Here is a 25,486-nt window from a genome sequence, read left to right as displayed (position 1 = left end):
ACCTGCGGGCCCTCGCGCGACGGCGGGAGACCGGCTTCCGTGTGCCCGCGGAGTGGACCCCGCACGAGCGCATCCGGACGGCCCGGCCCCGTCCACGCCTTCGCCGGCCCCGGAGACCTGGGCGCCGCGCGCACCGCCCGGGCCTCGGTGGCCCGCGCGGTGCGCCGTTTCGAGCCGGTCACGACGGTGTGCGGCAAGCGGCCGTCGACTGGACCTTCAACGGCTGGGGCGCCCAGCCGCGGGCCCGCTGGGAGTACGGGGGCACGGTGCTGCTCACCGGGACCTGTGCAACTCGGCGGCCCCGAACGCGACCCCGGCTGGTCCCGCGAGAGGAGGTCGAACGGGAGATCCACGCCCGCCTCGGCACGGACACTGGGCCGACTGCTCCACTGCATCACCCAGCAGCAGCCGAAAGGGTGCGTCGGGTAGAACGTACGGGTGAACGTACTGCTCTGCGCCACCTACGGAACACGGCGGTCCGGGCCGGTTCGCCGGCCCGCCGAGATGCCCGGGCACCCCGGCCCGGAGGGACTCCGCGGCCCGCACGGGCGGCGGCACGGCCCGCCGAGTGTTCCGCGCGGAAGGCTCCCGGACGCCGTCCGCGCGGAGGGCGCCCGGTGACCACCCGCCGCCGCACCCCGGCACCGCCCCGCGAGGACGTCCTCGCCGCCGCCATGGCGATGATCGCCGAACGCGGCCTCGAGAAGCTGACGATGGCCGCTCTGGGCCGTGAAGTCGGCATGAGCAGCGGCCACTTGATCTACTACTTCCGCTCCAAGGCCGAACTGCTGCTGCGCACCCTGGAGTGGAGCGAGGGCCGCCTCGGCGCCGAACGGGCGCGGCTGCTGGCCCGGTCCGCCACCGCGCGCGAACGTCTCGAGGCCTACGTCGGCCTGTACGTCCCCGACGGCCATCGCGATCCGCACTGGACGCTGTGGCTGGAGGTCTGGAACCGCTCGCAGAACGCCGACGCCGACGCCCGCGACCGGCAGGCCGCCATCGAGGGCGCCTGGCACCGCGACCTGGTGGCGCTGCTGGCCGAGGGCATCTCGCGCGGTGAGTTCCGCCGCGTCGACGCCGACCGCTACGCGGCCCGGCTGCGCGCGCTGCTCGACGGCCTCTCCATCCATGTGGCGATCGGCCTGCGCGGCACGGACCGGCCCCAGGTCCTGGCCCACACCCGGGAGTTCATCGCCGAAACGCTCCTCGCGGACGCCCGGGCCGGCGCCCGCGCCGAACACCCACCGCCCGCATCCTGAGACGGATCGTGAGCACGGGGGCAACGTGTGCCAAACTGCCCCCGTGCTCTCGTTCGCCACGATTATTGGCAGCAGGCGCGCCGGTCCGCAGTGACCGCACGTACGACACCGTACGGGCGGACACCGTCGTCCTCGACCCGCGCGCAGACCTCTCGCACCCGCGAGAGGTTTTTTCGTTTCCTGGCCCATCCGCAGCCGGGGGACGGGTGTGCGGGACCATGGGGGAACGGTGGAACCGGTCATTCCGGTAGACCGAGATCCAATACAGGAGCCTTCAGACCATGACCGCAACCAGCGAGCTCGACGACTCGTTCCACGTCTTCGACACCACCCTGCGCGACGGCGCCCAGCGGGAGGGCATCAACCTCACCGTCGCCGACAAGCTGGCCATCGCCCGGCATCTGGACGAGTTCGGGGTGGGCTTCATCGAGGGCGGCTGGCCCGGCGCGAACCCCCGCGACACCGAGTTCTTCGCCCGCGCGCGGCAGGAGATCGACTTCCGGCACGCCACGCTGGTCGCCTTCGGCGCCACCCGCCGCGCCGGCACCACCGCCGAGCAGGACCCCCAGGTCAGGGCCCTGCTCGACTCCGGTGCCCAGGTCATCACGCTGGTCGCCAAGTCCCACGACCGCCATGTCGAGCTCGCCCTGCGCACCACCCTCGACGAGAACCTGGCGATGGTCCGCGACACCGTGTCCTTCCTCAAGGGACAGGGCCGCCGCGTCTTCGTCGACTGCGAGCACTTCTTCGACGGCTACCGCGCCAACCCCGGCTACGCGAAGGCGGTCGTGCGCGCCGCGTCCGAGGCGGGCGCCGACGTCGTCGTCCTGTGCGACACCAACGGCGGCATGCTCCCTGCCCAGATCCAGGCCGTGGTTTCCACCGTGCTCGCCGACACCGGCGCCCGGCTCGGCATCCACGCCCAGGACGACACCGGCTGCGCGGTCGCCAACACCCTCGCCGCCGTCGACGCGGGCGCCACGCACGTGCAGTGCACCGCCAACGGCTACGGCGAGCGGGTCGGCAACGCCAACCTGTTCCCGGTCGTGGCGGCCCTGGAGCTGAAGTACGCCAAGCAGGTCCTGCCGGAGGGCCGGCTGCGCGAGATGACCCGCATCTCCCACGCCATCGCCGAGGTCGTCAACCTCACCCCCTCCACGCACCAGCCCTACGTCGGGGTCTCCGCCTTCGCCCACAAGGCCGGCCTGCACGCCTCCGCGATCAAGGTCGACCCGGACCTGTACCAGCACATCGACCCCGAACAGGTCGGCAACACCATGCGCATGCTGGTGTCCGACATGGCCGGCCGCGCCTCCATCGAGCTCAAGGGCAAGGAGCTCGGCATCGACCTGGGCGGTGACCGGGAGCTGGTCGGCCGGGTCGTGGAGCGGGTCAAGGAGCGCGAGCTCAAGGGCTACACCTACGAGGCCGCCGACGCCTCCTTCGAGCTGCTGCTGCGCGCGGAGGCCGAGGGCAGGCCGCTGCAGTACTTCCAGGTCGAGTCCTGGCGCGCGATCGTCGAGGACCGCCCCGACGGCAGCCACGCCAACGAGGCCACCGTGAAGCTCTGGGCCAAGAGCGAGCGCATCGTCGCCACCGCGGAGGGCAACGGCCCGGTCAACGCACTCGACCGCGCCCTGCGCGTCGCCCTGGAGAAGATCTACCCCCAGCTCGCCAAGCTGGAACTGGTGGACTACAAGGTCCGCATCCTCGAGGGCAAGCACGGCACCCAGTCCACCACCCGGGTGCTGATCTCCACGTCCGACGGGGCGGGGGAGTGGTCGACCGTGGGCGTCGCGGACAACGTCATCGCCGCCTCCTGGCAGGCGCTGGAGGACGCGTACACCTACGGTCTGCTGCGCGCCGGAGTGGAGCCGGCGGCCTAGGCTCTGCCGTCGCGTTCAGGACCTGGTAACCCGCACACATCCGGGCCCCGGCAGGGGTGCCCCGAAAACCCCTGTCGGCCCAGATGCCCGTTTTTGCCGCCATTCGGGTAGCTTCGTAGGTATGAAGGTCGCGTTGCCGCGTACTTTCGTACGCCTGCTGATCATGGCCGTGGCCGCCGCGCTGGCGGTCCTGGTGGCCGGTGCGCCGGGTGCGCAGGCGGCCACAGATCTCTCGGTCGTCGCCGAGAAGCTCCGCGAGAGTCCCGTCTACGTCGATCCGGAGGCCGAGGACATCCTCGCCCCGTCCGACGCCGAGGCGCTCGCCGACAAGATCGAGGACGCGGACAAACCGATCTTCATCGCCGTCCTGCCCGGTGACTATCCCACCCAGGACCTCTTCCGGAACCTGCGCACCGAGACCGGCGTCACCGGTCTGTACGGCATCCGGCTGGGCGACCGGTTCGACGCCCGGGCCGACAGCAGCGTGCTGAGCCCGCAGGGCGTGCAGAACCTCGTCGCGTCCGTGCAGGGCGCCGGCGACGCCAAGGCCCAGCTGAACGACTTCGTCGACAGCGCGCTGCGCAACACCGGCGGCGGTGCCCCGGGCTCCTGGACCGACGGCGGGGGCGAGGTCCCCGTCGGCGGGCTGATCACCGTCGGCGCGCTGGTGGCGGCCGGCGGCGCGGGCGTGTACGCGGTCTCCCGCCGCAACCGGCGCCGCCACGAGGAGGAGCAGCGGGCCGCGCTGGAGAAGCTGCGGGTGGTGGTCGACGAGGACATCACCGCGTTCGGTGAGGAACTGGACCGCCTCGACTTCCACCCGGGCGAGCCGGGCGCGGACGACGCGATGCGCGGGGACTACGAGCGCGCGCTGGACGCCTACGAGCAGTCCAAGTCGTACATGGCCGCGGCGCAGAGGCCGGAGGACGTGCGGGCCGTCACCCAGGCGGTGGAGGACGGCCGCTTCGCCCTCGCGCGGCTCGACGCCCGCCGCGAGGGGCGGCCGCTGCCGGAGCGCCGCCCGCCCTGCTTCTTCGACCCGCGGCACGGCCCCTCGGTCGCCGACGTCCCCTGGACGCCCCCGAGCGGCGCCGAGCGCGAGGTCCCGGTGTGCGCGGCCGACCGGGAACGCCTCGCCAGCGGTGCCGAACCGGTCGTCCGTGAGGTCGACACCGAGTACGGACGCCGGCCGTACTGGGAGGCCGGCCCCGCCTACGGCCCCTGGGCCGGCGGCTACTTCGGCGGCGGGCTGCTGCCCGGTCTGCTCGTCGGCACGATGCTCGGCGGCATGATGGCCGGTCCCGGCTACGCGGCCGACTACGGCAGCGGTTACGGCGACTTCGGCGGCGGCGACGTCTCCGGCGCCGACTTCAACGCCGGTGACTTCGGCGGCGGTTTCGGCGGAGGGGACTTCGGCGGCGGCGGTTTCGGCGGAGGGGACTTCGGCGGCGGCGGTTTCGGCGGAGGGGACTTCGGCGGGGGCTTCTGAGGAGCCTTCTGAGAAGTCTCCTGAGGAGGCGGAGGGCTCCCACGCGGAGCCCCGGCCGCCACAGCGCCCGCGCGTCCGCGCGGATCAGGACTTGCGGATCGCCGAGATGTCGAAGACCAGCTTGATCTTGTCGGAGACCAGGACGCCGCCCGTCTCCAGCGCCGCGTTCCAGGTCAGGCCCCACTCGGAGCGCAGGATCTGCGCCTTGCCCTCGAAGCCGACGCGCTGGTTGCCGAAGGGGTCGGTCGCGGCGCCGTTGAACTCGAGGTCGATGGTGAGCGGCTTGGTGGTGCCGAGGAGCGACAGGTCACCGGTGACGCGGTACTCGTCGCCGCCGAGCGCCTCCACCTCGGTGCTGCGGAAGGTCATCGTCGGGTGCTCGTCCGTCTTGAAGAAGTCCGAGCTCTTCAGGTGGCCGTCCCGGTCGGCGTTGCCCGTGTCGATGCTGTCCATCACCACGTCGATGGAGGCCGAGGACTTGGCCGGGTCGGAGCCGTCGAGCACCAGGATGCCGGAGAACTCCTTGAAGTTGCCCTTGACGTTGGTGACCATCGCGTGCCGGGCGACGAAGCCGAATGTGGTGTGCGCCGGGTCGATCTCGTACTCGCCGGACAGCGCCGCGAGGTCCGGGTTCATGCCCATGGTGGTTCCTCCAGAGGGGGTTACGTTGAATGTTCAACTAACTCGACATGACCTACCGTAGACCCATTTCCTTCAAAGTTCAACATCTTCTGGGAAGAGTGTCGTGATCGGGCCGCAAAAACGCGTGGAACTCGCCGGTCGTGCCCCGGCGGCGATCCCGTGACGACCCTTCCACCGGCCGCGGCGGCCCGCCACCCGGCCCCGACCGGCATGCGGCGGCCAGGTGTCAGTCCGCCGCCCGGCGCGCCGGGGCGCCCTGGGTCCCGCCCCGCGTGTGGACGTACAGCTTGCGGCGGTCGCCGACGTCGAGGCGCTGCGGGAGCGGCAGCTCGTGGCGGACCGGACGCGCGTGGTCGGCGAGCTGCCGGCGCGGGTTGTAGACCTGGTTGAACTTCCACAGCATGCGGGCGAAGTTCGTCTGCCCGTGCGCCAGGTTGCGGGCGAGCACACGCGCCGCGCCGAACGCCGTGCGCAACCCCAGATGCTTGCGGTTGATGACCGCCTGGGTGCGCACCAGCTCCTCGTAGAACTTCTCCAGCGGCAGCGTCGTGGGCACCACCGCGTGCTGGATGTCGAAGAGGCGGTAGTCGCGGGTCGTGAGCCGGCGGGACTCGGTGTGCCAGATCTCCGTGCCCGGGTACGGCGTCATCACGGTGAAGTGCACGATCTCCGGCACGGCCAGCGCGAACTCGCGCACCACCCGGAAGCGTTCCTCGTCCCAGGAGGGGTCCACGATCAGGTTGATCGCGACCCTGATGCCGAGCCGCCGGGCCGTCTCCAGGGCCTTGAGATTCTCGTCGGGGCTGACGCGCTTGCGGTACAGGTCGAGCCCCTCGGCGTCGATCGCCTCCATGCCGAGGAACATGTAGCGCAGCCCCAGCCGCGTCCACCGCTCGAACACCTCGGGGTGGCGCAGCAGCACGTCCGAGCGGGTCTCCAGGTAGTACTGCTTGCGGATGCCGCGCCGCTCCACCTCGGCGGCGATGGCGTTGCCGTGCTCGGGCCGGATGAAGGCCACGTCGTCGACGATGAAGACATTCGGCTCGCGGATCCTCGCCAGGTCCTCCGCCGCCCCCTCGGGGGAGGCCTTGCGGTAGCTGCGGCCGTAGAACGTCCACGCCGAGCAGAACGAGCAGTCCCAGGGACAGCCGCGGGTGAACTCGATCGAGGCGCACGGATCGAGCTCGCCGATGAAGTAGCGCCGCCGGTTGCGCATCAGGTCACGGGCCGGGAGCGGGGTGTCGATGCTGTGCAGCATCAGCGGCGCGGGGCCGCGCCCGGACGCCGTGACGATGCCCGGGACGCCGTCCACCCCGCCGTCGCGCACCGCCTCGAGCAACGGCGCGACGGCCGGTTCCCCCTCACCGCGGACGACGGCGTCGACCGCGCCCTCCGCCTGCGCGATGACCTCCTCGGCGACGAAGGAGACGCTGTGCCCGCCGAGGAAGACGAAGCAGTCCGGAACCTCCTGCTTCACCCGCGCGGCCAGCGCGATCGCCTCGGGGATGTTCGCCAGGTAGTTCAGGGAGATGCCGAGCGCCTGCGGCCGGAAGGACCGCACCTCGTCGCGCAGCCGGCCCACGCCCTGCACCTGGAGGTCGACGACCCGCACCTCGTGACCGGCCTCCCGGGCGGCGCCCGCCACCCGCTCCAGGCCCAGGGGTTCCAGGCGGAGGAAGATCTCGGAGTACATCAGGGCGCTGGGATGGACGAGCAGCAGACGCATGGAGGGACCTCGTCACGGGGCAGTCGGACCGGACACGGAACGGTGCCCCCTTCGTAACCCGGCGGGCCGGACCCCGTACGCCCCGTTCGGCCGCCTGGCGGATCCAGCGGCACGCAGGAGTGGACCGGACGCCCGGGCCGGGCGAACGGGCCCCCCGCACTGGCGGGGTGCGGCGGACTGGGGGTGTCCTGGAGAGCGAGGACCCGCAGCGACAGCGCATGGGAGACCGTCTCGTGAACTCCGGCTCCACCTACGACCCCCCGGCGGACCCCGCGCGCGGTGCCGCCGCTTCCCCCGCCGCCGCACCGGCCGCGGTGCGCGGCGGCACACCCCCGCGCACCGACCGGCGTGTCGCCCTCGTCACCGGCGCGTCCTCCGGCATCGGCGCGGCCACCGCGCGGCGTTTCGCCGCCGGCGGCTGGCATCTGCTGCTCAGCGGGCGGGACCGGCGCCGGCTGGAGGAGACGGCGGCCGGTACCTCGGCGGTCCTCCTGCCCGCCGACCTCGCCGCCCCGGACGGGGCGAGACTGCTGGCGGAGGCCGCGCTGCGGGAGACCGGCCGGGTCGACGTGCTGGTCGCCGGGGCGGGCATCGGCTGGGCGGGCCCGTTCCTGACCATGCCGCACACCGACATCGACCGGGTGCTGTTCCTGGACCTGACCGCCACGCTGCACCTCGTACGCGAGGTGCTGCCCGCGATGGTGGCGGCCGGCCGGGGCCGGGTGGTGCTCGTCGGCTCGGTGGCCGGCAGCGTGGGCGTGCGCGAGGAGGCGGTGTACTCCGCCGCCAAGGCGGGACTCGCCGCGTTCGCCGAGGCGCTCCGGCAGGAGCTGCGGGGCACGGGCGTGGGCGTGACCCTCGTCGTGCCCGGCCCCGTGGAGACGGGCTTCTTCGCCCGCCGCGGCCGGCCCTACCACCGCTCGCACCCGCGCCCCACCTCGCCCGGACGGGTCGCGGCCGCCGTCTGGGACGCCGTCGCCCGGTCCCGGGACGACGCCTACGTCCCCGGCTGGCTCACCCTCCCCGGCCGGGTGCGCGCCCTCACCCCGACGCTCTACCGCCGGCTCCTCAACCGCTTCGGCTGACCTCCGCCCGGCCGTACCGCTACCCTCTGCGGGAGCGGACCGACCCGAACGGGGGAACGGGCGGCCATCGGCCGGGAACCACCCGGCGCGGCAGTGGCCGAACGCTCCGGACCCCCGGGAGACAGCGGTCACCGGCCCCCACCCCGGCAGCGCGTCACCCTCGCGGCGGGCCGCGCCGCGCGGTCGTGTGAGGAGGCTCTCGGTCGGCGCCCTTGTCCGACCCCTACAAGCCACACGCCCTCTGAGCAGTCGGAACGCCTGCATGCCGCGGTGGTTCTGTTCGGTGGCACCAGGAAAACACCCCGGAGACTGTGAGGAGTCGACGGCTCGCATTCGCCGGTGTGCTTCGTAAGGTCACTACATGACCGTTTTGGATGAGGCGCCGGGTGAGCCGACCGACGCGCGCGGACGCGTGGCCGAACTGCACGAGATCCGTGCCCGGGCCGTGGCCGGCCCGAGCGAGAAGGCGACCCAGGCGCAGCACGCCAAGGGCAAGCTGACCGCGCGGGAGCGCATCGAGCTGCTGCTGGACGCCGGCTCCTTCCGCGAGGTCGAGCAGCTGCGCCGGCACCGGGCCACCGGCTTCGGTCTGGAGGAGAAGAAGCCCCACACCGACGGTGTGATCACCGGCTGGGGAACGGTCGAGGGCCGCACCGTCTTCGTCTACGCCCATGACTTCCGGATCTTCGGCGGTGCGCTGGGCGAGGCCCACGCCACCAAGATCCACAAGATCATGGACATGGCCATCGCGGCCGGCGCCCCGCTGGTGTCGCTGAACGACGGCGCCGGCGCCCGGATCCAGGAGGGTGTCTCGGCGCTGGCCGGCTACGGCGGCATCTTCCAGCGCAACACCAAGGCCTCCGGGGTCATCCCGCAGATCAGCGTGATGCTCGGCCCGTGCGCGGGCGGCGCGGCCTACAGCCCCGCCCTCACCGACTTCGTGTTCATGGTGCGCGACACCTCGCAGATGTTCATCACCGGCCCGGACGTGGTCAAGGCGGTGACGGGCGAGGAGATCACCCAGAACGGCCTGGGCGGCGCGGACGTGCACGCCGAGACCTCGGGCGTGTGCCACTTCGCCTATGACGACGAGGAGACCTGCATCCACGAGGTGCGCTACCTCCTCTCCCTCCTCCCGCAGAACAACCGTGAGAACCCTCCGCGGGTGGAGAGCTCCGACGCCCCCGAGCGCCGCTCGGACGTCCTGCTGGACCTGGTGCCCGCCGACGGCAACCGGCCCTACGACATGGCCAAGGTGATCGAGGAGATCGTCGACGACGGCGAGTACCTGGAGGTCCACGAGCGCTGGGCGCGCAACATCATCTGCGCGCTGGCCCGGATGGACGGCCAGGTCGTGGGCATCGTCGCCAACCAGCCGCAGTCGCTGGCGGGCGTGCTGGACATCGAGGCGTCCGAGAAGGCCGCCCGCTTCGTGCAGATGTGCGACGCCTTCAACATCCCGATCCTCACCTTCCTGGACGTCCCCGGCTTCCTCCCGGGCGTCGACCAGGAACACGGCGGGATCATCCGGCACGGCGCCAAGCTGCTGTACGCGTACTGCAACGCCACCGTGCCGCGGATCTCGCTGATCCTGCGCAAGGCCTACGGCGGTGCCTACATCGTCATGGACTCCCAGTCCATCGGCGCCGACCTCACCTACGCCTGGCCCACCAACGAGATCGCGGTGATGGGCGCGGAGGGTGCCGCCAACGTCATCTTCCGTCGGCAGATCGCCGGGGCCGAGGACCCCGACGCCATGCGCGCCCGCATGGTCAAGGAGTACAAGTCCGAGCTGATGCACCCCTACTACGCCGCCGAACGCGGACTGGTGGACGACGTCATCGATCCCGCCGAGACCCGTGAGGTGCTGATCCGTTCGCTGTCGATGCTGCAGACCAAGCACGCCGACCTGCCGTCCCGCAAGCACGGCAACCCGCCGCAGTAAGGGAGACGCACGCCCATGAGCACACCTGACATCCGCGTCGAGAAGGGCCACGCCGAGCCCGAGGAGGTCGCCGCGATCACGGCGATCCTGCTGGCCCGCGCGGCCGCGCCCGCCCCCGACGCCGGCGCGGACCGGGCCCGGGCCCGGGCCCGGGCGGGATGGCGCCGCCTGGAACGCGAAAACGGCTTCCGCGCCCCCCACAGCTGGCGCTGAGCACACGTCAAAACGGGCCGGGGCCCCTCCCAAGTGGAGGGGCCCCGGCCCGTTTTGACTGGGTTCTTTTACGACGCCGGGCCGGGTAACCCCCTCAGGGGCGCGGGGAACTGCGCGCCCAGCCACGTACCTGCCGCACCCGGCATTGCACAGGCACCGTGCGGACGGGTGGCCGGGAGGGGCTGCGCAACTCGGCGCCGCGAGGTGCTGCCCGCGCCCACCCGTGCCGCCCTGGGGGCACCTCCCAGGCCCTTAAGGCACTGGGGGAGGCACGGGTGCCCGCAGGCGGGGGCGGGCAGGCGTCAGCGGAGGCGGGCCATCAGGGCGTGTTCGACCAGCGTGATCAGCGCACTCTTGGCATCGGCCCGGTGCCGCGCGTCCGTCGTGATGATCGGCGTGTCAGGACCGATCTGCAGCGCCTCCCGGACCTCGTCCGGATTGTACGGCTGCTGACCGTCGAACCCGTTCAGCGCGATCACGAACGGCAGCCCGCTGTTCTCGAAGTAGTCCACCGCGGGGAAGCAGTCGGCGAGCCTCCTCGTGTCCACGAGAACGATCGCGCCGATGGCGCCGCGTACCAGGTCGTCCCACATGAACCAGAAGCGGTCCTGGCCGGGCGTACCGAACAGGTACAGGATCAGGTCCTGGTCGAGGGTGATACGGCCGAAGTCCATGGCCACCGTGGTGGTGGTCTTGTCCCCGGTGTGGGTGAGGTCGTCGATGCCCGCCGAAGCAGACGTCATGACGGCCTCCGTGCGCAGCGGGTTGATCTCCGAAACGGCCCCGACGAACGTGGTCTTGCCCACGCCGAAGCCACCCGCCACCACGATCTTCGCCGAGGTGGTGGAGCGGGAAGGACCGCCGCTAGAGCTTGCGAAGTCCACTGAGCACCCTTTCGAGCAGTGTCACGTCTGGCTGGCCGCCGGCGCTTTCGTCGCCGCCGGGCTGATGGATGGTGACCAGTCCCGCCTCCGCCAAGTCGGCGACGAGGATCCTGGCCACGCCGAGAGGGATGGTCAGCAGCGCCGAGATCTCGGCCACCGACTTGATCTCCCGGCAGAGGTTGCAGATCCGCTGATGCTCGGGCAGCTGGCCCTGCATCTGGTGCGGCTGCGCGGTGGTGTGCACCAGCGCCTCGATGGCGAGCTGGTACCGCGGCCTGGTGCGGCCGCCCGTCATCGCGTACGGGCGCACCAGGGGATTGTTCGACGCCCCGGCGGGCGCCGGCTCGGGTGCTCGGCGCTGCGGCTGCACCGGCTGGATGCGCGGGGCGTGCGGCTGGTCGTACGGCGAGGGACCGGGGCCCTGCGGCGCGTACGGCTGCCGGTGGTTCGGGGTGGAGGGGTAGCCGTACCCGTTCTGGACACCGTCGTTCCGGCCCTGCGCAGGACCGTACGACCAGTTGTCCGACGACGAACCGCCTGGGGGTGTTGCCACTTTTTCCTCCTCCGACTGTGCCTGGCATCCATCACTGTGGAGCCGCGTCCCGAAACCTTACGGCCCCGGGACGCCAACCGCACCGTCCGTCTTTCAGTTGAGAAGGCTCCCTTGGAGCTCTGCTCGAAGGTCCGGCGTCAGGACCGTACCGGCTCGGTCGACCAGAAGCGCCATCTCGTACCCAATGAGGCCGATGTCCGCTTCGGGATGTGCGAGAACGGCGAGCGACGAACCGTCGGAGATGGACATGATGAAGAGGAATCCCCGCTCCATCTCCACAACCGTCTGGTTCACGCTTCCGCCCTCGAAGATCCGCGAGGCGCCTGCCGTCAGGGACGTCAGGCCGGAGGCGACGGCGGCGAGCTGGTCGGCGCGGTCGCGCGGAAAGCCTTCGGACATCGCCAGAAGGAGTCCGTCGGCGGAGACCACCACCGTGTGGGACACCCCCGGGGTGTTGTCCACGAAGTTGGTGATCAACCAGTTCAGGTTCTGTGCCGCCTGGCTCATCGGGCTCACACTAACGCTCCTGGTTGTAGGTGCTGTCAGGACCGAAGCCCTGGCCGTTCGTTTCACTGCCCGCGCTGCGGCCCCGTTGGACACCGCGACGCAGGTTGCTCAGCCTGCCCCGGACGTCTTCCGGGGCGCGGGAGACCTGGGGGCCTCCCTGAGGTGTGGTTTCGGCGGCTCCCTGGACCAGATTGGCCTTGGGGACCCGTCGCGGCAGACCGGAGGAGGTCACTCCGCCCGCCTTGGGCTTCCGGAGAGACGAGGCCTGCTGCCAGCGCTCGTCGTTCGCCGAACGCCAGCCGCTGTCGCCGTTGCTCTCCGGGACGGAGGCCGGCGGCTCCTGGTGCACGCGCCGTGCGCCGCTCGAGCCGTTCGCGCCGTTCACGGAGGAACCCCGGCGCGGAAGCCCGGCGTCGGTCAGCTCATGGCCTTCGGAGGCAGCCGGTCCCGGACGGTCGAAGCCTACGCTGTCCGGCTCGCGTACGTCACCGGCCTGCGTGGATTCCGCATCCGGGGCCTGAGCAGGGTACTGGGCGTCATGGCCGTTCCGGTAGCCGTCCTGCTGCGGCCAGTCGTCCTCCTGGCGCCGCTCGCCGAAGGCCGGGAAGGCGTCGGCGGCGGAGGCTCCCGCGGCCGTGTGATCGCCCTGGGCCGGGTCCGCGAAGGACGGGTCCGGGTAACCGCCGTTCGACGAGAAGGAGTCGTTCTGCGGCAGGTGGCCGTTCTGCGCGTAGTAGCCCTCGCCGTACGCCGTCTGCTGCTGCCCGTCGTACGCCGTCTGCTGTCCGTTGCCGTACGTCTGCTGGTCGTACCCGGCGTTCTGCCCGTCCTGGTAGGAACCGTCGAAGCCCTGGCCGTCGGCGTAGCCGCTCTGACCGTTGGTGTCGTAGTTCCGGGCGTTGTCGTCGTAGCCCTGGCCGCCGTCGTAGCCCTGCGGGACGGCGGACTCGTCCTGGTAGCCGGGCGCCTCGACGGTCTCCGGGGCCGACTCGGCGGCGGTCGGCTCGGGCTGCGACTGGGCCTCGATGGCCGCCCGGCGCTCCTCGCGCATCAGGGAACGGCCGACGGGGTCCAGCTCCCGGATGTCGTCCGGGACCTCCGCGTAGCGGCTGTCGTCGAAGCCCAGCTCGGCCGCCGTGCGCAGCGGCTGCTGGCTGAAGTCCTCACCCTGGAAGCTCTGCTCCGGGATGATCTGCGAGACCGTGAACTCGTCGCGCACCGCGGGCTGCTCGCCGCCGCCACCGTGGGTGATCGCGTCGGGCAGCATGACCAGCGAGGTGGTGCCGGCCTGCTCACCCGAGGGGCGCAGCTGCACCCGGATGCCGTGCCGGTCGGACAGCCGGCCGACCACGAACAGGCCCATGCGCTGCGAGATCGCGGCGTCCACGGTCGGCGGGTTGGCCAGCTTGTGGTTGATGTCCGCGAAGTCCTCGGCGGTGAGGCCGATGCCCTTGTCGTGGATCTCGATCATCACGCGGCCGTCGGGGAGACGCGTCGCGGTGACGCGGACCTTGGTCTGCGGGGAGGAGAACGTGGTGGCGTTCTCCAGGAGCTCGGCGAGCAGGTGCACGAGGTCGGTCACCGCGCGGCCGTGGATCTCGGCCTCGGGGACGCCGGACAGTTCGATGCGCTCGTACTGCTCCACCTCGGAGGAGGCGGCGCGCAGCACGTCGACCAGCGGCACCGGCTGGTCCCAGCGGCGTCCGGGCTCCTCGCCGGCGAGGACCAGGAGGTTCTCGCCGTTGCGGCGCATACGGGTGGCCAGGTGGTCCAGGCGGAAGAGGTTCTCCAGCTGGTCCGGGTCGGCCTCGTTGTTCTCCAGGTCCGTGATCAGGGTCAGCTGGCCCTCGATCAGCGACTGGTTGCGGCGCGAGAGGTTGGTGAAGATCGCGTTGATGTTGCCCCGCAGCAGGGCCTGCTCGGCGGCGAGCCGGACGGCCTCGCGGTGGACCTGGTCGAAGGCCCGGGCGACCTCGCCGATCTCGTCCGTGGAGGAGATCGGGATCGGCGCGACCTTGGTGTCGACCCGGCCCGGGTCGGTCCGGGAGAGCTGGTCGACCAGCATCGGCAGCCGCTGCTCGGCGATGCCGAAGGCGGCGTTGCGCAGCTGGCGCATCGAGCGGCTCATCTGGCGGGCCACCATGCCGGCCAGGATGAACGCGGCGAGCAGGGCGATCACGACGGCGGCGCCGGTGATGAACGCGTCACGCTGGGCGTCGTCGGCGATCTGGGCGGCCTCGTTCACCGCGGTGTCGGCCAGATCCGACTCGATCTGGCGGTAGCCGTCGAACTTGAGGGTGTTCACGGCCCACCAGTTGGCGGGGGTGATGCCCTGCGCGGCGAGCTCGGCACGGGCGGACGGGTCCGTGGAGGACAGGCCGCCGAGCTCGGCGATCATGGTCTCCGGCTTGGCGGGGGGCGGGACGTAGTCCGGGTCCTTCTGCTTGGCCTCCTTGGCCATGGCCGCGCCCTCGGCCTGGATCTGCTGCGAGGTCTCCTCCAGCTTGGCCGCGTCGGCCTCGGTGCCGCCGCCCTTGTACTCCTCGATGGCGATGCCCTCGAGGTAGGCGTACGAGGAGAGGGCCACCCGCTGGCTGGCGAGCTGGGCGTCGGTCGGACCCGGCTTCACCAGCAGGTGCATGCCGATGGAGCGCTCGAGGGAGAGGGCCGCCTTGGTCAGCGAGATCGCGTAGACCGTACGTCCGTAGCTGGTGATGTTGCCGGTGCCCAGGCCGAGTTCGTTGGCGAACTCCATCAGCGGGTGGGCGACGGTGACGTAGCCCTCCTCGGTCTGCACGCCCTTGAGCTTGGAGGTGTACGCGGCGGCCCGCAGGTCGGTCAGCTGCGGCTCGGCCTCGCGGAACAGCTTCAGCCGGCGCTCCAGGCCGGGCTTGTCCGGCATGTCCTGCGTGGCCTCGTCGAAGGCGTCGGCCGCCTTGTCGGTGGCGGCCCGTGCCTTGAGGACGTCCGGGTCGCTCTGGCCCTTGCCCTGGAGCAGCGGCACCGCGGTGATGTCGCGCTCGTTGTAGAGGGCGTTGGCATAGGTGAGGGAGGCACGCACCAGACGGGCGGTGTTCTCCGCCTCCTCGGCCTCGTTCCACGTGTCGATCGAGCTCTTGACCTGGAAGCCGCCCATGACCAGGCCGACGAGCACGGGTATGAGCAGGATCGCGTTCAGCCTGGTCGCCACCCGCCAGTTGCGCGGGGACATACGGCGCCCGCTCGGCGCGGGTGCGGCCGTGGGCTGGGGACCGGGCACGGGGGCGGGCGCCGCTGTGCGCGGCGGCGGCGTGAAGTTGCCCCGGGCCGATGGCTCGGGACTGTTCTTGCTTCGCCTCACTCGACCAACAACCTTCCGGCGCTCGGCACCTATTGTGTGCCGCATCGTCTCAGGGCCCGGCACGCCATCGACTACTGAGTACGTCTTTGACCAATGGGCAGTTCAGGCATTCCAGCATGCCGACCAGCGCTCTTCCAAACATGGGAAGGCGAGGATTCCGAGTGATGTAAGCCCCAGATAAAACGGTCATACGGACCGAGCTGCGGCAAATGGCGAGCCGTTCGTACGCACAGCGGTACCGCCTGACCGCGTCGCGTGTCGGCCTCACCCGATTCCTCTGCCGAAACGTTATGAACACCGGGGCCGGCCGTGTCAAAGGACACAGCCGGCCCCGGTACATCTACGACAACCGCAGTATGCCGGTTCTGTTTTGGCTCTACCTGAGACGCGCCATAAGGGCATGCTCGACCAGTGTGATCAGCGCACTCTTGGCATCCGCACGGTGCCGGGCGTCGGTCGTGATGATCGGGGCGTCGGGCCCGATCTGCAGCGCCTCGCGCACCTCCTCGGGTGTGTACGGCTGCTGGCCGTCGAAGCCGTTGAGGGCGACCACGAACGGAAGCCCCGAGTTCTCGAAGTAGTCCACCGCGGGGAAGCAGTCCGCCAGCCGGCGGGTGTCGCACAGCACGATCGCGCCGATGGCGCCGCGTACCAGGTCGTCCCACATGAACCAGAAGCGGTCCTGACCGGGGGTACCGAACAGGTACAGGATCAGGTCCTGGTCGAGGGTGATACGGCCGAAGTCCATGGCCACCGTGGTGGTGGTCTTGTCCCCGGTGTGGGTGAGGTCGTCGATGCCCGCCGAAGCGGACGTCATGACGGCCTCCGTGCGCAGCGGGTTGATCTCCGAAACGGCCCCGACGAACGTGGTCTTGCCCACGCCGAAGCCACCCGCCACCACGATCTTCGCCGAGGTGGTGGCGCGGTTGTCGGAGACCGCCCCGCCGCTAGAGCTTGCGAAGTCCACTGAGCACCCTTTCGAGCAGTGTCACGTCCGGGGCGCCGGTCGTCTCGTCGCCACCCGGCTGATGCACGGCGACGAGTCCCGCCTCCGCGAGGTCCGCCACCAGGATCCGGGCCACACCCAGCGGCATGTTGAGCAGTGCGGAGACCTCGGCGACCGACTTCACCTCACGGCACAGATGGCAGATGCGCTGGTGCTCCGGAAGGAGTCCCATGAGCGCGGCCGGGTCGGCTGTCGTACTGATCAGTGCCTCGATGGCCAGCTGATAGCGCGGCCTGGTCCGGCCACCGGTCATCGCATAGGGACGGACCAGCGGCTGGTCGCCCTCGTCCTCGTACGGCTCCGCGTACGGATCATGAGAGGCGGTGGGCGGGGTCATGGATCCTCCGGGCGGGACAGCAAGTCGGTCAGTCAAGCCGTCTGACGGGGCCGGTGGGGGGATTGTGGCGGCCGGACGGTGATTTGGTGAGACGGGTGGTGCCGGGGCCGATCAGTGGAGCAGACTTCCCTGTAGCTCGGCGCGCAGGTCCGGGGTGAGGACCGCCCCCGCGCGGTCGACCAGGAGCGCCATTTCGTAGCCTACGAGGCCGATGTCGCACTCGGGGTGCGCCAGAACGGCCAGGGAAGAGCCGTCGGAGACGGACATGAGGAAAAGAAAGCCTCGTTCCATCTCGACGACCGTCTGGGCGACATTGCCGCCTTCGAATATCCGGGAGGCGCCGGCCGTCAGGGAGGTCAGTCCCGAAGCGACGGCCGCGAGCTGATCCGCGCGGTCACGCGGGAAGCCCTCGGACAGCGCCAGAAGGAGTCCGTCGGCGGACACGACGACGGTGTGGGACACCCCGGGGGTGTTGTCCACGAAGTTGGTGATCAACCAGTTGAGGTTCTGTGCCGCCTGGCTCATCGGGCTCAACTAACGCTCCTGCTGGTGAGTGGGCCGCGGGAAGCTGCCGGTCTGGGTGGATCCGGCCTGACGCCCCTGTGCGATACCCCGACGGAGATTGGTCAGCCGGCCGCGCACGTCATCGGGGGCGCGCGAGACCTGAGGACCGCTCTGGTGCGATTGCTGCTGAGCCGTGCCGGGGACGAGGTTCGCCCTGGGCACCCGGCGCGGCAGACCGGACGTGGTGACACCGCCCGCGGCCGGCTGCCGGACGCGTTCGGCCTGTCGGACCAGCTCGTCGTTGGGCGAGCTGCGCCAGGCGGCCGAGGCCGAGGCGGACCGCTGCGGCCCGGCGGGGCTCTGCGGCTGCTGTTGCGACTGCTGCGACTGCTGGGGTGCAGGAGCCGAGCCGTTGCCCTGCTCCTGCGAGCCGCCGCCGTTGCCGCCGCGGAACCAGTTGGTCTCGAGCGTGTCGTACAGCGGCGTACGGCCGTCGCCGGGACCGGTCGCCGGCGGCAGGGCCCAGGCGTCGGACGCCTCCCGCCCGGCGTCGGCCCGCTGCGGGACACCGCCGGTGGGCTCCTGGCGGGCCGGGCGCTGCGGCGGGGCGGGCGGACGCGGTCCGCCGGGGCCCGCGCCCTGCGCGCCGTTCATCTGCGGGCGTTCGAACCGGCCGGTGGCCGCGGGGTCCGCGGCCGGACGCTCCGGGAGGGAGAACTGGCCGGTCGAGCCGTTGTCCTGGTGCGGCACCGGGTACTGACCGGTGGAGCCGTTGTCGTAGCCCTGCGGGGCGGGGAACTGGCCCGTCGTGGCCGGGTTCTGGTGCTGCCCGCCCGGCCGTCCCTGCGGGGCGCCGAAGACGTCACCGCGGACGAACTGGCCCGTGTTCTGGCCGCCGTTCGGACCCGGCTGCGCGTACTGGCCGGTGTTCTGGCCGCCGTTCAGGTTCGGCTGGGCGTACTGACCGGTGTCCTGGCCGTTGTAGCCCGGCTGGGCGTACTGGCCGGTGTTGGCGTCGTTCGCGCCGTAGCCGGGCGCGCCCTGGTTCTGCTGCTCGTCGAACCGGGGGATCTCGGACGTGGCGCCGGGACCCTGCCGTTCGTCGAACCGCGGGAACTCGGACGTGGCGCCGGGACCCTGCTGTTCGTCGAACCGGGGGATCTCCGATGTCGCACCGGGACCCTGACGGTCGTCGAACCGCGGCATGGCCGAGGTACGCGCGACGTCCGGCTCCTCGTGCCCGCGCGGGGTGTCCAGCGAGGCACGCGGCACCGGCGGCTGGGCGTTCTCGTCGCTCCAGCTGGGCACCCGAGGCTGCTGCTGGTCGCCGCCGGGCAGCTCGGGACGCGCGCCGCCGCGCGGCGGCAGCTGCGGACGGCGGCCGCGCTCGGCGTTGCCCTTGCCCCGCTGCGGCGGCACCTGGCCCCGCGCGTTACCGAAGGCGTCCTGCTCCTGCGCGCCGTTCGGACCGGCGGCCTGCATCCCCTGCGGGGCGCCGGGCGCCTGGGCGCCGAATCCGGCACCCGCACCGGCGGGCGCGGGACGGCCCTGCGGCGGGCCGGAGGGGGCGCCCTGGTCGAACAGCGAAGGCGTCGGGCTGCCCGCCGGGGCCTGCGGTCCCCGGCCGCCCGGCCGGGCACCGCCGTCGCGTCCCGGCAGTGCGGCCCGCGGGCCCTGCCCGGCGCCGAGCCGGCCGCCGGGAGCACCGGCGCCGAGGGCGCCGCCGCCGGACTGGCCGGCACCGGCGGCACGCCGCGCGGCGGCGGCACCGGCAGCGGCCTGTGCGGCCGCGGGGCCACCGGCGCCCGCGCCGCCCGGCTGACCGGGCTTGCCCTGCGGCTTCTTGCCGCCCTGGGCGACATCCACGGGCAGCATGACCAGCGCGGTCGTACCGCCGGAGTCGGACGGGCGGAGCTGGATGCGGATGCCGTGGCGCTGGGACAGCCGGCCGACCACGAACAGACCCATGCGGCGGGACACCGACACGTCCACGGTGGGCGGCGAGGCGAGCCGCTCGTTGATCGCCGCCAGGTCCTCCGGCGACAGACCGATACCGGTGTCGTGGATCTCGATCAGGACGCGGCCGTCGGGCAGCGCGTGACCGGTGACCTTGACCTTGGTCTGCGGGGAGGAGAACGAGGTCGCGTTCTCCAGCAGCTCGGCGAGCAGGTGCACGAGGTCGTTGACGACCCGGCCGGCCACTTCGGTGCTCGGCACCGCGGCCAGCTCGATGCGCTCGTACTGCTCCACCTCGGACGCGGCGGCGCGGAGCACGTCGACCAGCGGGACCGGGCGGGTCCACCGGCGGCCGGGCTCCTCACCCGCGAGGACGAGGAGGTTCTCACCGTTACGGCGCATACGCGTGGCGAGGTGGTCCAGCTTGAACAGCGAGGACAGCTGGTCCGGGTCGGCCTCGCGGGACTCCAGTTCGGAGATCAGCGACAGCTGGCGCTGGATCAGACCCTGGGAGCGGCGCGAGAGGTTGGTGAACATCGCGTTGACGTTGCCCCGCAGCAGGGCCTGCTCGGCGGCGAGGCGGACCGCCTCGCGGTGCACGTCGTCGAAGGCCGCGGCCACCCGGCCGATCTCGTCCCGGGAGTGCACACCGACCGATTCCACGGACGTGTCGACGTCCTGCGGGTCCGTCTCGGAAAGCTGCTTGACCAGGTCGGGCAGTCGCTCCTGGGCGACCTTGGTCGCGGTCTCCTCCAGCCGGCGCAGCGAGCGGATCATGGAGCGGGCCACGACGAAGGCGCCGACCAGCGACACACCGAGGACGAGGAGGATCAGCGCACCGGAGATGATCGCGTCGCGCTCGGTGGCGCTGCGCAGCTCACGGGCCTTCTGTTCCATCTCCTCGAGCAGCGTGCGCTCGATGTTCTCCATCTGCTGGATCTTGGTGCCGCTGTCGTCCAGCCAGTCGCGGTAGGAGCGCTCACCGACCGAGGCGAGACCGAACTCCGAGGCCAGCGCGCGGCCGGCGTACTCGTCGGTGGCCTTGATCGTGGTGTTGCCCTCTTCGATGGGCAGCAGCAGCTCGTCGGCCGCGGCCTCGCCGTAGATGCTCTTGAAGCTGCGGACCTCGGACTTCTGGCTCGCCAGCGCCGACTCGGCGTAGAGCCGGTCGTTCTCGGAGAGCTCGCCCTTGGAGTCGTTGCTCGCGGGCAGCGCCGCGGCGAGGACCGCGCGCTGGATCGACGCGTACTCCTTGGCGGAGGAGAAGGACGCCAGGGCACGCGTGCGCTGGATCATGTCGGGGTTGCTGGTCGCCTCCGCCATGTCCTGCGAGAGGTCGATCAGGTTCTCGATCAGGCGGTGGTAGCCCTCGACGGTCTGGGTGGAGTTCCGCTCCGTCTGGAAGGCCGTGTTGCGGATCTTCGCCAGTTCGCCCAGGTCGCCGGCGAGCTGCACCAGGTTGTCCCGGACGCCCTTGAGCTCGCCGTCCTTGCTCGCGGCGTCGATCTCCTCGGAGCTGTCGAGGAAGTTCGCCATCGCGCGGTCGGTCTTCCCGCGGTGGCCCTTGACCGAGAAGTCCGTGCCCTTGCCGCCGTGGGCGAGCGGGCCGGCCGACTGGTCGCGCTCCTCCTGGAGCGCGGCGGCCAGCACGGTGGCCTGCTGGGTCATGTCCGTCAGCAGCTTCATGTTGTCGAGCTGCTGGATGTCGTCCATCGACTGCTGGATACGCAGGGCGCCCAGCGAGGTGGCCGCGACCACCGGCAGCGCGAGCAGCGACACCAGACGGGTCGAGATACGCCAGTTGCGCAGGGCTATTCGCGGTCCGGGGCCGGTCGGACCCTTGGGGGCGGCCGGCGGGGCGGTGGGCGGTGCCGTCGGGGGCGCGCCGGCACCGGGGCGGTCGCCGCCGTTCCCGGGCGCGGTCGGGCCCTGGTTCTGGGCGTGCTGGGGCGAGGAGCTGACGGCCTTGGGGCCAGTCCCGCCCTGCGGCTCCGGCTCCGCCGAAGCGCTGCCATCCCTCTTGAAACGTCCCTGCACTAGCGTCGCAACCTCTGGACCAGGCACCCCTCCGCGTGAACGGCGAGGCACGGTGTCGGCGTCATGGGGGCGCCCTGAATACGTCCCCGTGGTGGTCGTGAAGTGACCGGCGCTGGCTCCCCCTTCTCGGCCGCCACTCGGCGCGTGTGCGCCCCCTGTGCGCCGGCTCGATGCCGCGGCGGTCCGTGGAATTCCAGCACAGTGCAGGATCTCCAACAAGGCCCATGGCCTTACGGGTGGGATACGTGACACGGCGTGAGTGACGTGTCACCCGGGGTAGAAAATGATCTCGACCATAACGGGCGCATAAGGGCGAATCCTTGAGGCGGTCCCGGTGTCCCAGTCGCCATGATCGGGAGCGGAATGGTGGCTTCAAGGGGTGAATGTCCGATTCCGCCACTCGGGGGGCGAGTCCGGATTGGTCGTTATGTCCTCTGCTGCGTGAGGAAACTCACACCGAGATCAGGGCCTCCGGTCCCGGTCGGCAGGGAATTGCATGTTTAGCCTGACGCTTTACAGGGATGGCAAAACCGACAAGCCGCGCCCGCGCGGGGGGCCTTCACCCCCTCGGGGCGCCCGTGAACAGGACAGGGTCAAGTAAACAGTGAAGACGACGATGATGTTCCACAAGATCGCCAACCCCCGGCGCACGACGCTGGCGCACCTCGAAGGCGCCGAAGAACTGCAGACGCCGGCCCAGCAGGAACACTCCGTCGAACTCCCCTCCCAGACTGCCAACCCCAAGCGCACCGTCCTCATGGAGATCCCGGTCGCGGCCGGCGCCGCGACCTGACACCGATCCATACGCGCGCCGGCCGCGAAATGCTCAAGGCCCGTCGCGCGGGAGAGACGAGGGGCGTCCCACACCAACGGGGCGCCCCTCGTCTATTGCGCGAGGCGGGGACACCTCCGCGTTAGCCTGGAGCGTCAGACTCCAGCCCATCGGTCAAGGGGACAAGCATCCCGTGCGCATCGCCAGATTCTCCATCGACGGGAACGTCGCCTTCGGCGCGGTCGAGGGTGACAAGCAGGACGAACTCGTCCTCGACATCATCAAGGGCATCCCGTTCGCGGACTTCGAGCTCTCCGGCACCAAGGTCCCGCTGAGCAAGGTCAGGCTGCTGCCCCCGGTGCTCCCCAACAAGGTCGTCGCCTTCGGCCGCAACTACGCCGACCACGCGAAGGAGATGGGCAACGAGGTGCCCGAGGCCCCCTTCGCCTTCTTCAAGCCCGCCACCTCGGTGATCGGCCCGGGCGACGCCATCCAGTACCCCTCCTTCTCGCAGGAGGTGCACCACGAGGCCGAGCTGGCCGTGGTCATCGGCCGGATGTGCCGCGAGGTCCCGCGCGAACGGGTCAGGGATGTGGTCTTCGGCTACACCTGCGCCAACGACATCACCGCGCGCGACGTCCAGAGGCGCGAGAAGCAGTGGGCCCGGGCGAAGGGCTTCGACACCTCCTGCCCCCTCGGCCCCTGGGTGGAGACGGACCTCGACCTCGCCGCCGCGAACGACCTCACCGTCCAGCTCACCGTCAACGGCGCCCAGCGCCAGCTCGGCCGCACCAGCGAGATGATCCACCCCGTCGAGGATCTGATCGTCAACATCTCCGAGGCCATGACCCTGCTCCCGGGCGACGTCATCCTCACGGGCACCCCCGCTGGGGTCGGCCCCCTCAACGTCGGCGACGAGGTCGCCGTCACCATCGAAGGCATCGGCACTCTCACCAACAAGGTTGTCAAGCGTGGCTAGCGCACCCGGCTCTCCCGTACGCGTCCGTTTCTGCCCGTCGCCCACCGGTAACCCCCATGTGGGCCTGGTGCGCACCGCCCTGTTCAACTGGGCGTTCGCCAGGCACCACCAGGGCACGCTCGTCTTCCGCATCGAGGACACCGACGCGGCCCGCGACTCCGAGGAGTCCTACGCCCAGCTCCTGGACTCGATGCGCTGGCTCGGCTTCGACTGGGACGAGGGCCCCGAGATCGGCGGCCCGCACGCCCCGTACCGCCAGTCGCGGCGCATGGACATCTACCGGGATGTCGCGCAGAAGCTCCTGGACGCCGGCCACGCCTACCACTGCTACTGCTCCCAGGAGGAGCTCGACACCCGCCGCGAGGCCGCCCGCGCCGCCGGAAAGCCCTCCGGCTACGACGGCCACTGCCGCGAGCTGACCGCCGGCCGGGTGGAGGAGTACAAGGCCCAGGGCCGCGAACCGATCGTCCGCTTCCGGATGCCCGACGAGACGATCACCTTCACCGACCTGGTCCGCGGCGAGATCACCTACCTCCCCGAGAACGTCCCGGACTACGGCATCGTCCGCGCCAACGGCGCCCCGCTCTACACCCTGGTCAACCCGGTCGACGACGCCCTGATGGAGATCACCCACGTCCTGCGCGGCGAGGACCTGCTCTCCTCCACCCCGCGCCAGATCGCCCTGTACAAGGCGCTGACCGAGCTGGGCATCGCCAAGGCGACCCCGGCCTTCGGCCACCTGCCGTACGTGATGGGCGAGGGCAACAAGAAGCTCTCCAAGCGCGACCCGCAGTCCTCGCTCAATCTCTACCGCGAGCGCGGCTTCCTGCCCGAGGGTCTGCTCAACTACCTCTCCCTGCTGGGCTGGTCGCTCTCCGCCGACCGGGACGTCTTCACCATGGACGAGATGGTCGCGGCCTTCGACATCGCCGACGTGCAGCCCAACCCGGCCCGCTTCGACCTGAAGAAGTGCGAGGCGATCAACGCCGACCACATCCGCATGCTCGATGTGAAGGACTTCACCGAGCGCTGCGCCCCCTGGCTCAAGGCCCCCTTCGCCCCCTGGGCCCCGGAGGCCTTCGACGAGGCCAAGTGGCAGGCCATCGCCCCGCACGCGCAGACCCGTCTGAAGGTCCTCTCCGAGATCACGGACAACGTCGACTTCCTGTTCCTGCCGGAGCCGGTCTTCGACGAGGCCTCCTGGAACAAGGCGATGAAGGGGGGCTCCGACGCCCTGCTGCGCACCGCGCGGGAGAAGCTGGACGCCGCCGACTGGACGTCCCCCGAGTCGCTGAAGGAGGCCGTCCTGGCCGCCGGCGAGGCCCACGGCCTCAAGCTCGGCAAGGCCCAGGCCCCGGTCCGCGTCGCCGTCACCGGCCGCACGGTCGGCCTGCCGCTCTTCGAGTCCCTGGAGGTCCTGGGCAAGGAGAAGACGCTGGCCAGGATCGACGCGGCGCTGGCGAAGCTCACCGCGTAGGCCACCGTCGTACGGGGGCGGTACCGGGACGATCCCGGCGCCGCCCCCGTGCGTCGTTGGGTACGGTCGGGGGCATGGCGATCCGAGCCGTTGTCTGGGACGTGGACGACACCCTCTTCGACTACACCTCCGCCGACCGCGAGGGCATGCGGGCCCATCTGGCGGCCGAGGGGCTGCTCGCCGGGTACGTCTCCGTGGAGGAGGCGCTGACCCGCTGGCGGGAGGTCACCGAGCTCCAGTGGGCGCGGTTCGCTGCCGGGGAGGTGGACTTCGAGACCCAGCGGCGCGACCGTACCCGGGTCTTCCTCGGACGTGAGATGACCGACACCGAGGCCGACGACTGGTTCCGGCGGTACGTCGCGCACTACGAGTCCGCCTGGAGCCTCTTCCCGGACGTGCTGCCGGTCCTCGACGCGCTCGCCGCCAGCCACCGCCACGCGGTGCTGTCCAACTCCAGCCTGCACGTCCAGGACCGCAAGCTGCGCCTGCTCGGTGTGCACGACCGCTTCGAGGCCATTCTGTGCGCCGCGGAACTGGGCGTCTCCAAGCCGGAGGCCGGCGCCTTCCTCGCCGCCTGCGACGCGCTGGCGCTTCCCCCGGGCCAGGTGGCGTACGTCGGCGACCACCCGGAGATCGACGGCCGGGGCGCCGCGGAGGCCGGGCTGCTGTCGGTGTGGATCGACCGGGGCGGCGCCCACGCGGCCGTCGAGCCGCCCGAAGGGCCACGGCGTATCGCCTCGCTCGCCGAACTCCCCTCGGTGCTGCGCGCCGATACTCGTTTTGGAGCCCCGTCCACCTTCGGGTAATGTTCTTCCTGCGCCGCGGGGAGCGGGCCGCGAGGCCGGAACCCCAGGCGCAGAACTAGAACAAGATCCCCTCAGGGGCTTGC

General features: G+C 71.2%; 20 protein-coding genes and 1 pseudogene. 11 read left to right on the top strand and 10 right to left on the bottom strand.

Going from position 1 to position 25,486, the window contains the following annotated elements; all coding sequences use genetic code 11:
- Positions 1–2: 2 nt before the first annotated feature.
- The 4 genes and pseudogenes from AC5L3C_RS10550 to AC5L3C_RS10535 all read left to right on the top strand — a co-directional run.
- A pseudogene (locus tag AC5L3C_RS10550) lies at positions 3–368 on the top strand (agmatine deiminase family protein); the annotation flags it as partial.
- Positions 369–617: 249 nt separating this feature from the next.
- Positions 618–1,259, top strand: a complete 642-nt coding sequence (locus AC5L3C_RS10545; protein WP_493653818.1) for a TetR/AcrR family transcriptional regulator — start codon at positions 618–620, stop codon at positions 1,257–1,259.
- A gap of 281 nt (positions 1,260–1,540) precedes the next feature.
- Complete coding sequence (cimA, locus tag AC5L3C_RS10540) at positions 1,541–3,145, top strand: citramalate synthase (protein ID WP_493648630.1); 1,605 nt, start codon at positions 1,541–1,543, stop codon at positions 3,143–3,145.
- A gap of 121 nt (positions 3,146–3,266) precedes the next feature.
- Positions 3,267–4,634, top strand: a complete 1,368-nt coding sequence (locus tag AC5L3C_RS10535) for a hypothetical protein (protein ID WP_493648629.1) — start codon at positions 3,267–3,269, stop codon at positions 4,632–4,634.
- 84 nt (positions 4,635–4,718) lie between these two features.
- On the opposite strand, the gene AC5L3C_RS10530 is transcribed toward AC5L3C_RS10535, so the two are convergent.
- Both AC5L3C_RS10530 and hpnR read right to left on the bottom strand, forming a co-directional pair.
- On the bottom strand, positions 4,719–5,270 hold the full coding sequence (locus AC5L3C_RS10530) for a YceI family protein (RefSeq protein WP_493653816.1): 552 nt from the start codon (positions 5,268–5,270) through the stop codon (positions 4,719–4,721).
- Positions 5,271–5,502: 232 nt separating this feature from the next.
- Positions 5,503–7,002 (bottom strand): hopanoid C-3 methylase HpnR, encoded by a 1,500-nt coding sequence (hpnR, locus tag AC5L3C_RS10525; RefSeq protein WP_493648627.1) that lies wholly within the window; start codon positions 7,000–7,002, stop codon positions 5,503–5,505.
- Positions 7,003–7,220: 218 nt separating this feature from the next.
- Between hpnR and AC5L3C_RS10520 the strand changes: the two genes are divergently transcribed.
- The 3 genes from AC5L3C_RS10520 (at position 7,221) to AC5L3C_RS10510 (ending at position 10,245) form a co-directional block, all read left to right on the top strand.
- Positions 7,221–8,087, top strand: a complete 867-nt coding sequence (locus AC5L3C_RS10520; protein WP_493648625.1) for an SDR family NAD(P)-dependent oxidoreductase — start codon at positions 7,221–7,223, stop codon at positions 8,085–8,087.
- A 361-nt stretch (positions 8,088–8,448) separates the two neighbouring features.
- Positions 8,449–10,032: an acyl-CoA carboxylase subunit beta gene (locus tag AC5L3C_RS10515; RefSeq protein ID WP_493648623.1), complete on the top strand. Its 1,584-nt coding sequence runs from the start codon at positions 8,449–8,451 to the stop codon at positions 10,030–10,032.
- Between the two features lie 15 nt (positions 10,033–10,047).
- Positions 10,048–10,245, top strand: a complete 198-nt coding sequence (locus AC5L3C_RS10510) for an acyl-CoA carboxylase subunit epsilon (protein WP_493648621.1) — start codon at positions 10,048–10,050, stop codon at positions 10,243–10,245.
- A gap of 302 nt (positions 10,246–10,547) precedes the next feature.
- Here the strand turns inward: AC5L3C_RS10510 and AC5L3C_RS10505 are convergent, their stop codons facing one another.
- The 8 genes from AC5L3C_RS10505 to AC5L3C_RS10470 all read right to left on the bottom strand — a co-directional run bounded on the left by AC5L3C_RS10505 (position 10,548) and on the right by AC5L3C_RS10470 (position 21,369).
- Complete coding sequence (locus AC5L3C_RS10505; RefSeq protein WP_009314218.1) at positions 10,548–11,129, bottom strand: GTP-binding protein; 582 nt, start codon at positions 11,127–11,129, stop codon at positions 10,548–10,550.
- Positions 11,110–11,682: a DUF742 domain-containing protein gene (locus AC5L3C_RS10500; RefSeq protein ID WP_493648619.1), complete on the bottom strand. Its 573-nt coding sequence runs from the start codon at positions 11,680–11,682 to the stop codon at positions 11,110–11,112. The genes AC5L3C_RS10505 and AC5L3C_RS10500 overlap by 20 nt, the downstream gene beginning before the upstream one ends.
- 93 nt (positions 11,683–11,775) lie before the next feature.
- Positions 11,776–12,189 carry a roadblock/LC7 domain-containing protein gene (locus tag AC5L3C_RS10495; protein ID WP_004983065.1) on the bottom strand — a complete coding sequence of 138 codons (414 nt, stop codon included), beginning with the start codon at positions 12,187–12,189 and terminating at the stop codon, positions 11,776–11,778.
- A 10-nt stretch (positions 12,190–12,199) separates the two neighbouring features.
- Entirely contained in the window at positions 12,200–15,529 is a 3,330-nt protein-coding gene (locus tag AC5L3C_RS10490; RefSeq protein WP_493648617.1) for a nitrate- and nitrite sensing domain-containing protein, read from the bottom strand.
- Positions 15,530–15,905: 376 nt separating this feature from the next.
- Positions 15,906–16,496 carry a GTP-binding protein gene (locus AC5L3C_RS10485; protein WP_125504044.1) on the bottom strand — a complete coding sequence of 197 codons (591 nt, stop codon included), beginning with the start codon at positions 16,494–16,496 and terminating at the stop codon, positions 15,906–15,908.
- Positions 16,477–16,872, bottom strand: a complete 396-nt coding sequence (locus AC5L3C_RS10480) for a DUF742 domain-containing protein (RefSeq protein ID WP_004924977.1) — start codon at positions 16,870–16,872, stop codon at positions 16,477–16,479. The genes AC5L3C_RS10485 and AC5L3C_RS10480 overlap by 20 nt, the downstream gene beginning before the upstream one ends.
- Before the next feature lie 111 nt (positions 16,873–16,983).
- On the bottom strand, positions 16,984–17,397 hold the full coding sequence (locus AC5L3C_RS10475; protein WP_004983056.1) for a roadblock/LC7 domain-containing protein: 414 nt from the start codon (positions 17,395–17,397) through the stop codon (positions 16,984–16,986).
- A gap of 9 nt (positions 17,398–17,406) precedes the next feature.
- Positions 17,407–21,369, bottom strand: coding sequence for a sensor histidine kinase (locus tag AC5L3C_RS10470; RefSeq protein WP_493648614.1), 3,963 nt, complete (start codon positions 21,367–21,369; stop codon positions 17,407–17,409).
- Between the two features lie 604 nt (positions 21,370–21,973).
- Here AC5L3C_RS10470 and AC5L3C_RS10465 point away from each other — a divergent pair.
- The 4 genes from AC5L3C_RS10465 (at position 21,974) to AC5L3C_RS10450 (ending at position 25,403) form a co-directional block, all read left to right on the top strand.
- Positions 21,974–22,162, top strand: a complete 189-nt coding sequence (locus AC5L3C_RS10465) for a hypothetical protein (protein WP_493648612.1) — start codon at positions 21,974–21,976, stop codon at positions 22,160–22,162.
- A gap of 172 nt (positions 22,163–22,334) precedes the next feature.
- On the top strand, positions 22,335–23,120 hold the full coding sequence (locus tag AC5L3C_RS10460; RefSeq protein WP_125504041.1) for a fumarylacetoacetate hydrolase family protein: 786 nt from the start codon (positions 22,335–22,337) through the stop codon (positions 23,118–23,120).
- The gene (gene gltX, locus AC5L3C_RS10455) at positions 23,113–24,597 is read left to right on the top strand and encodes a glutamate--tRNA ligase (protein WP_493648610.1); all 1,485 of its coding nucleotides are present in this window, start codon (positions 23,113–23,115) and stop codon (positions 24,595–24,597) included. The genes AC5L3C_RS10460 and gltX overlap by 8 nt, the downstream gene beginning before the upstream one ends.
- A gap of 74 nt (positions 24,598–24,671) precedes the next feature.
- Positions 24,672–25,403 (top strand): HAD family hydrolase, encoded by a 732-nt coding sequence (locus AC5L3C_RS10450; protein WP_493648609.1) that lies wholly within the window; start codon positions 24,672–24,674, stop codon positions 25,401–25,403.
- The last annotated feature ends 83 nt before the right edge of the window (positions 25,404–25,486 follow it).

The sequence above is a fragment of the Streptomyces speibonae genome (genome assembly GCF_984686075.1).
The sequence above is the reverse complement of the archived record's forward strand: the minus strand, read 5'-3'. Positions and strand labels throughout refer to the sequence as shown.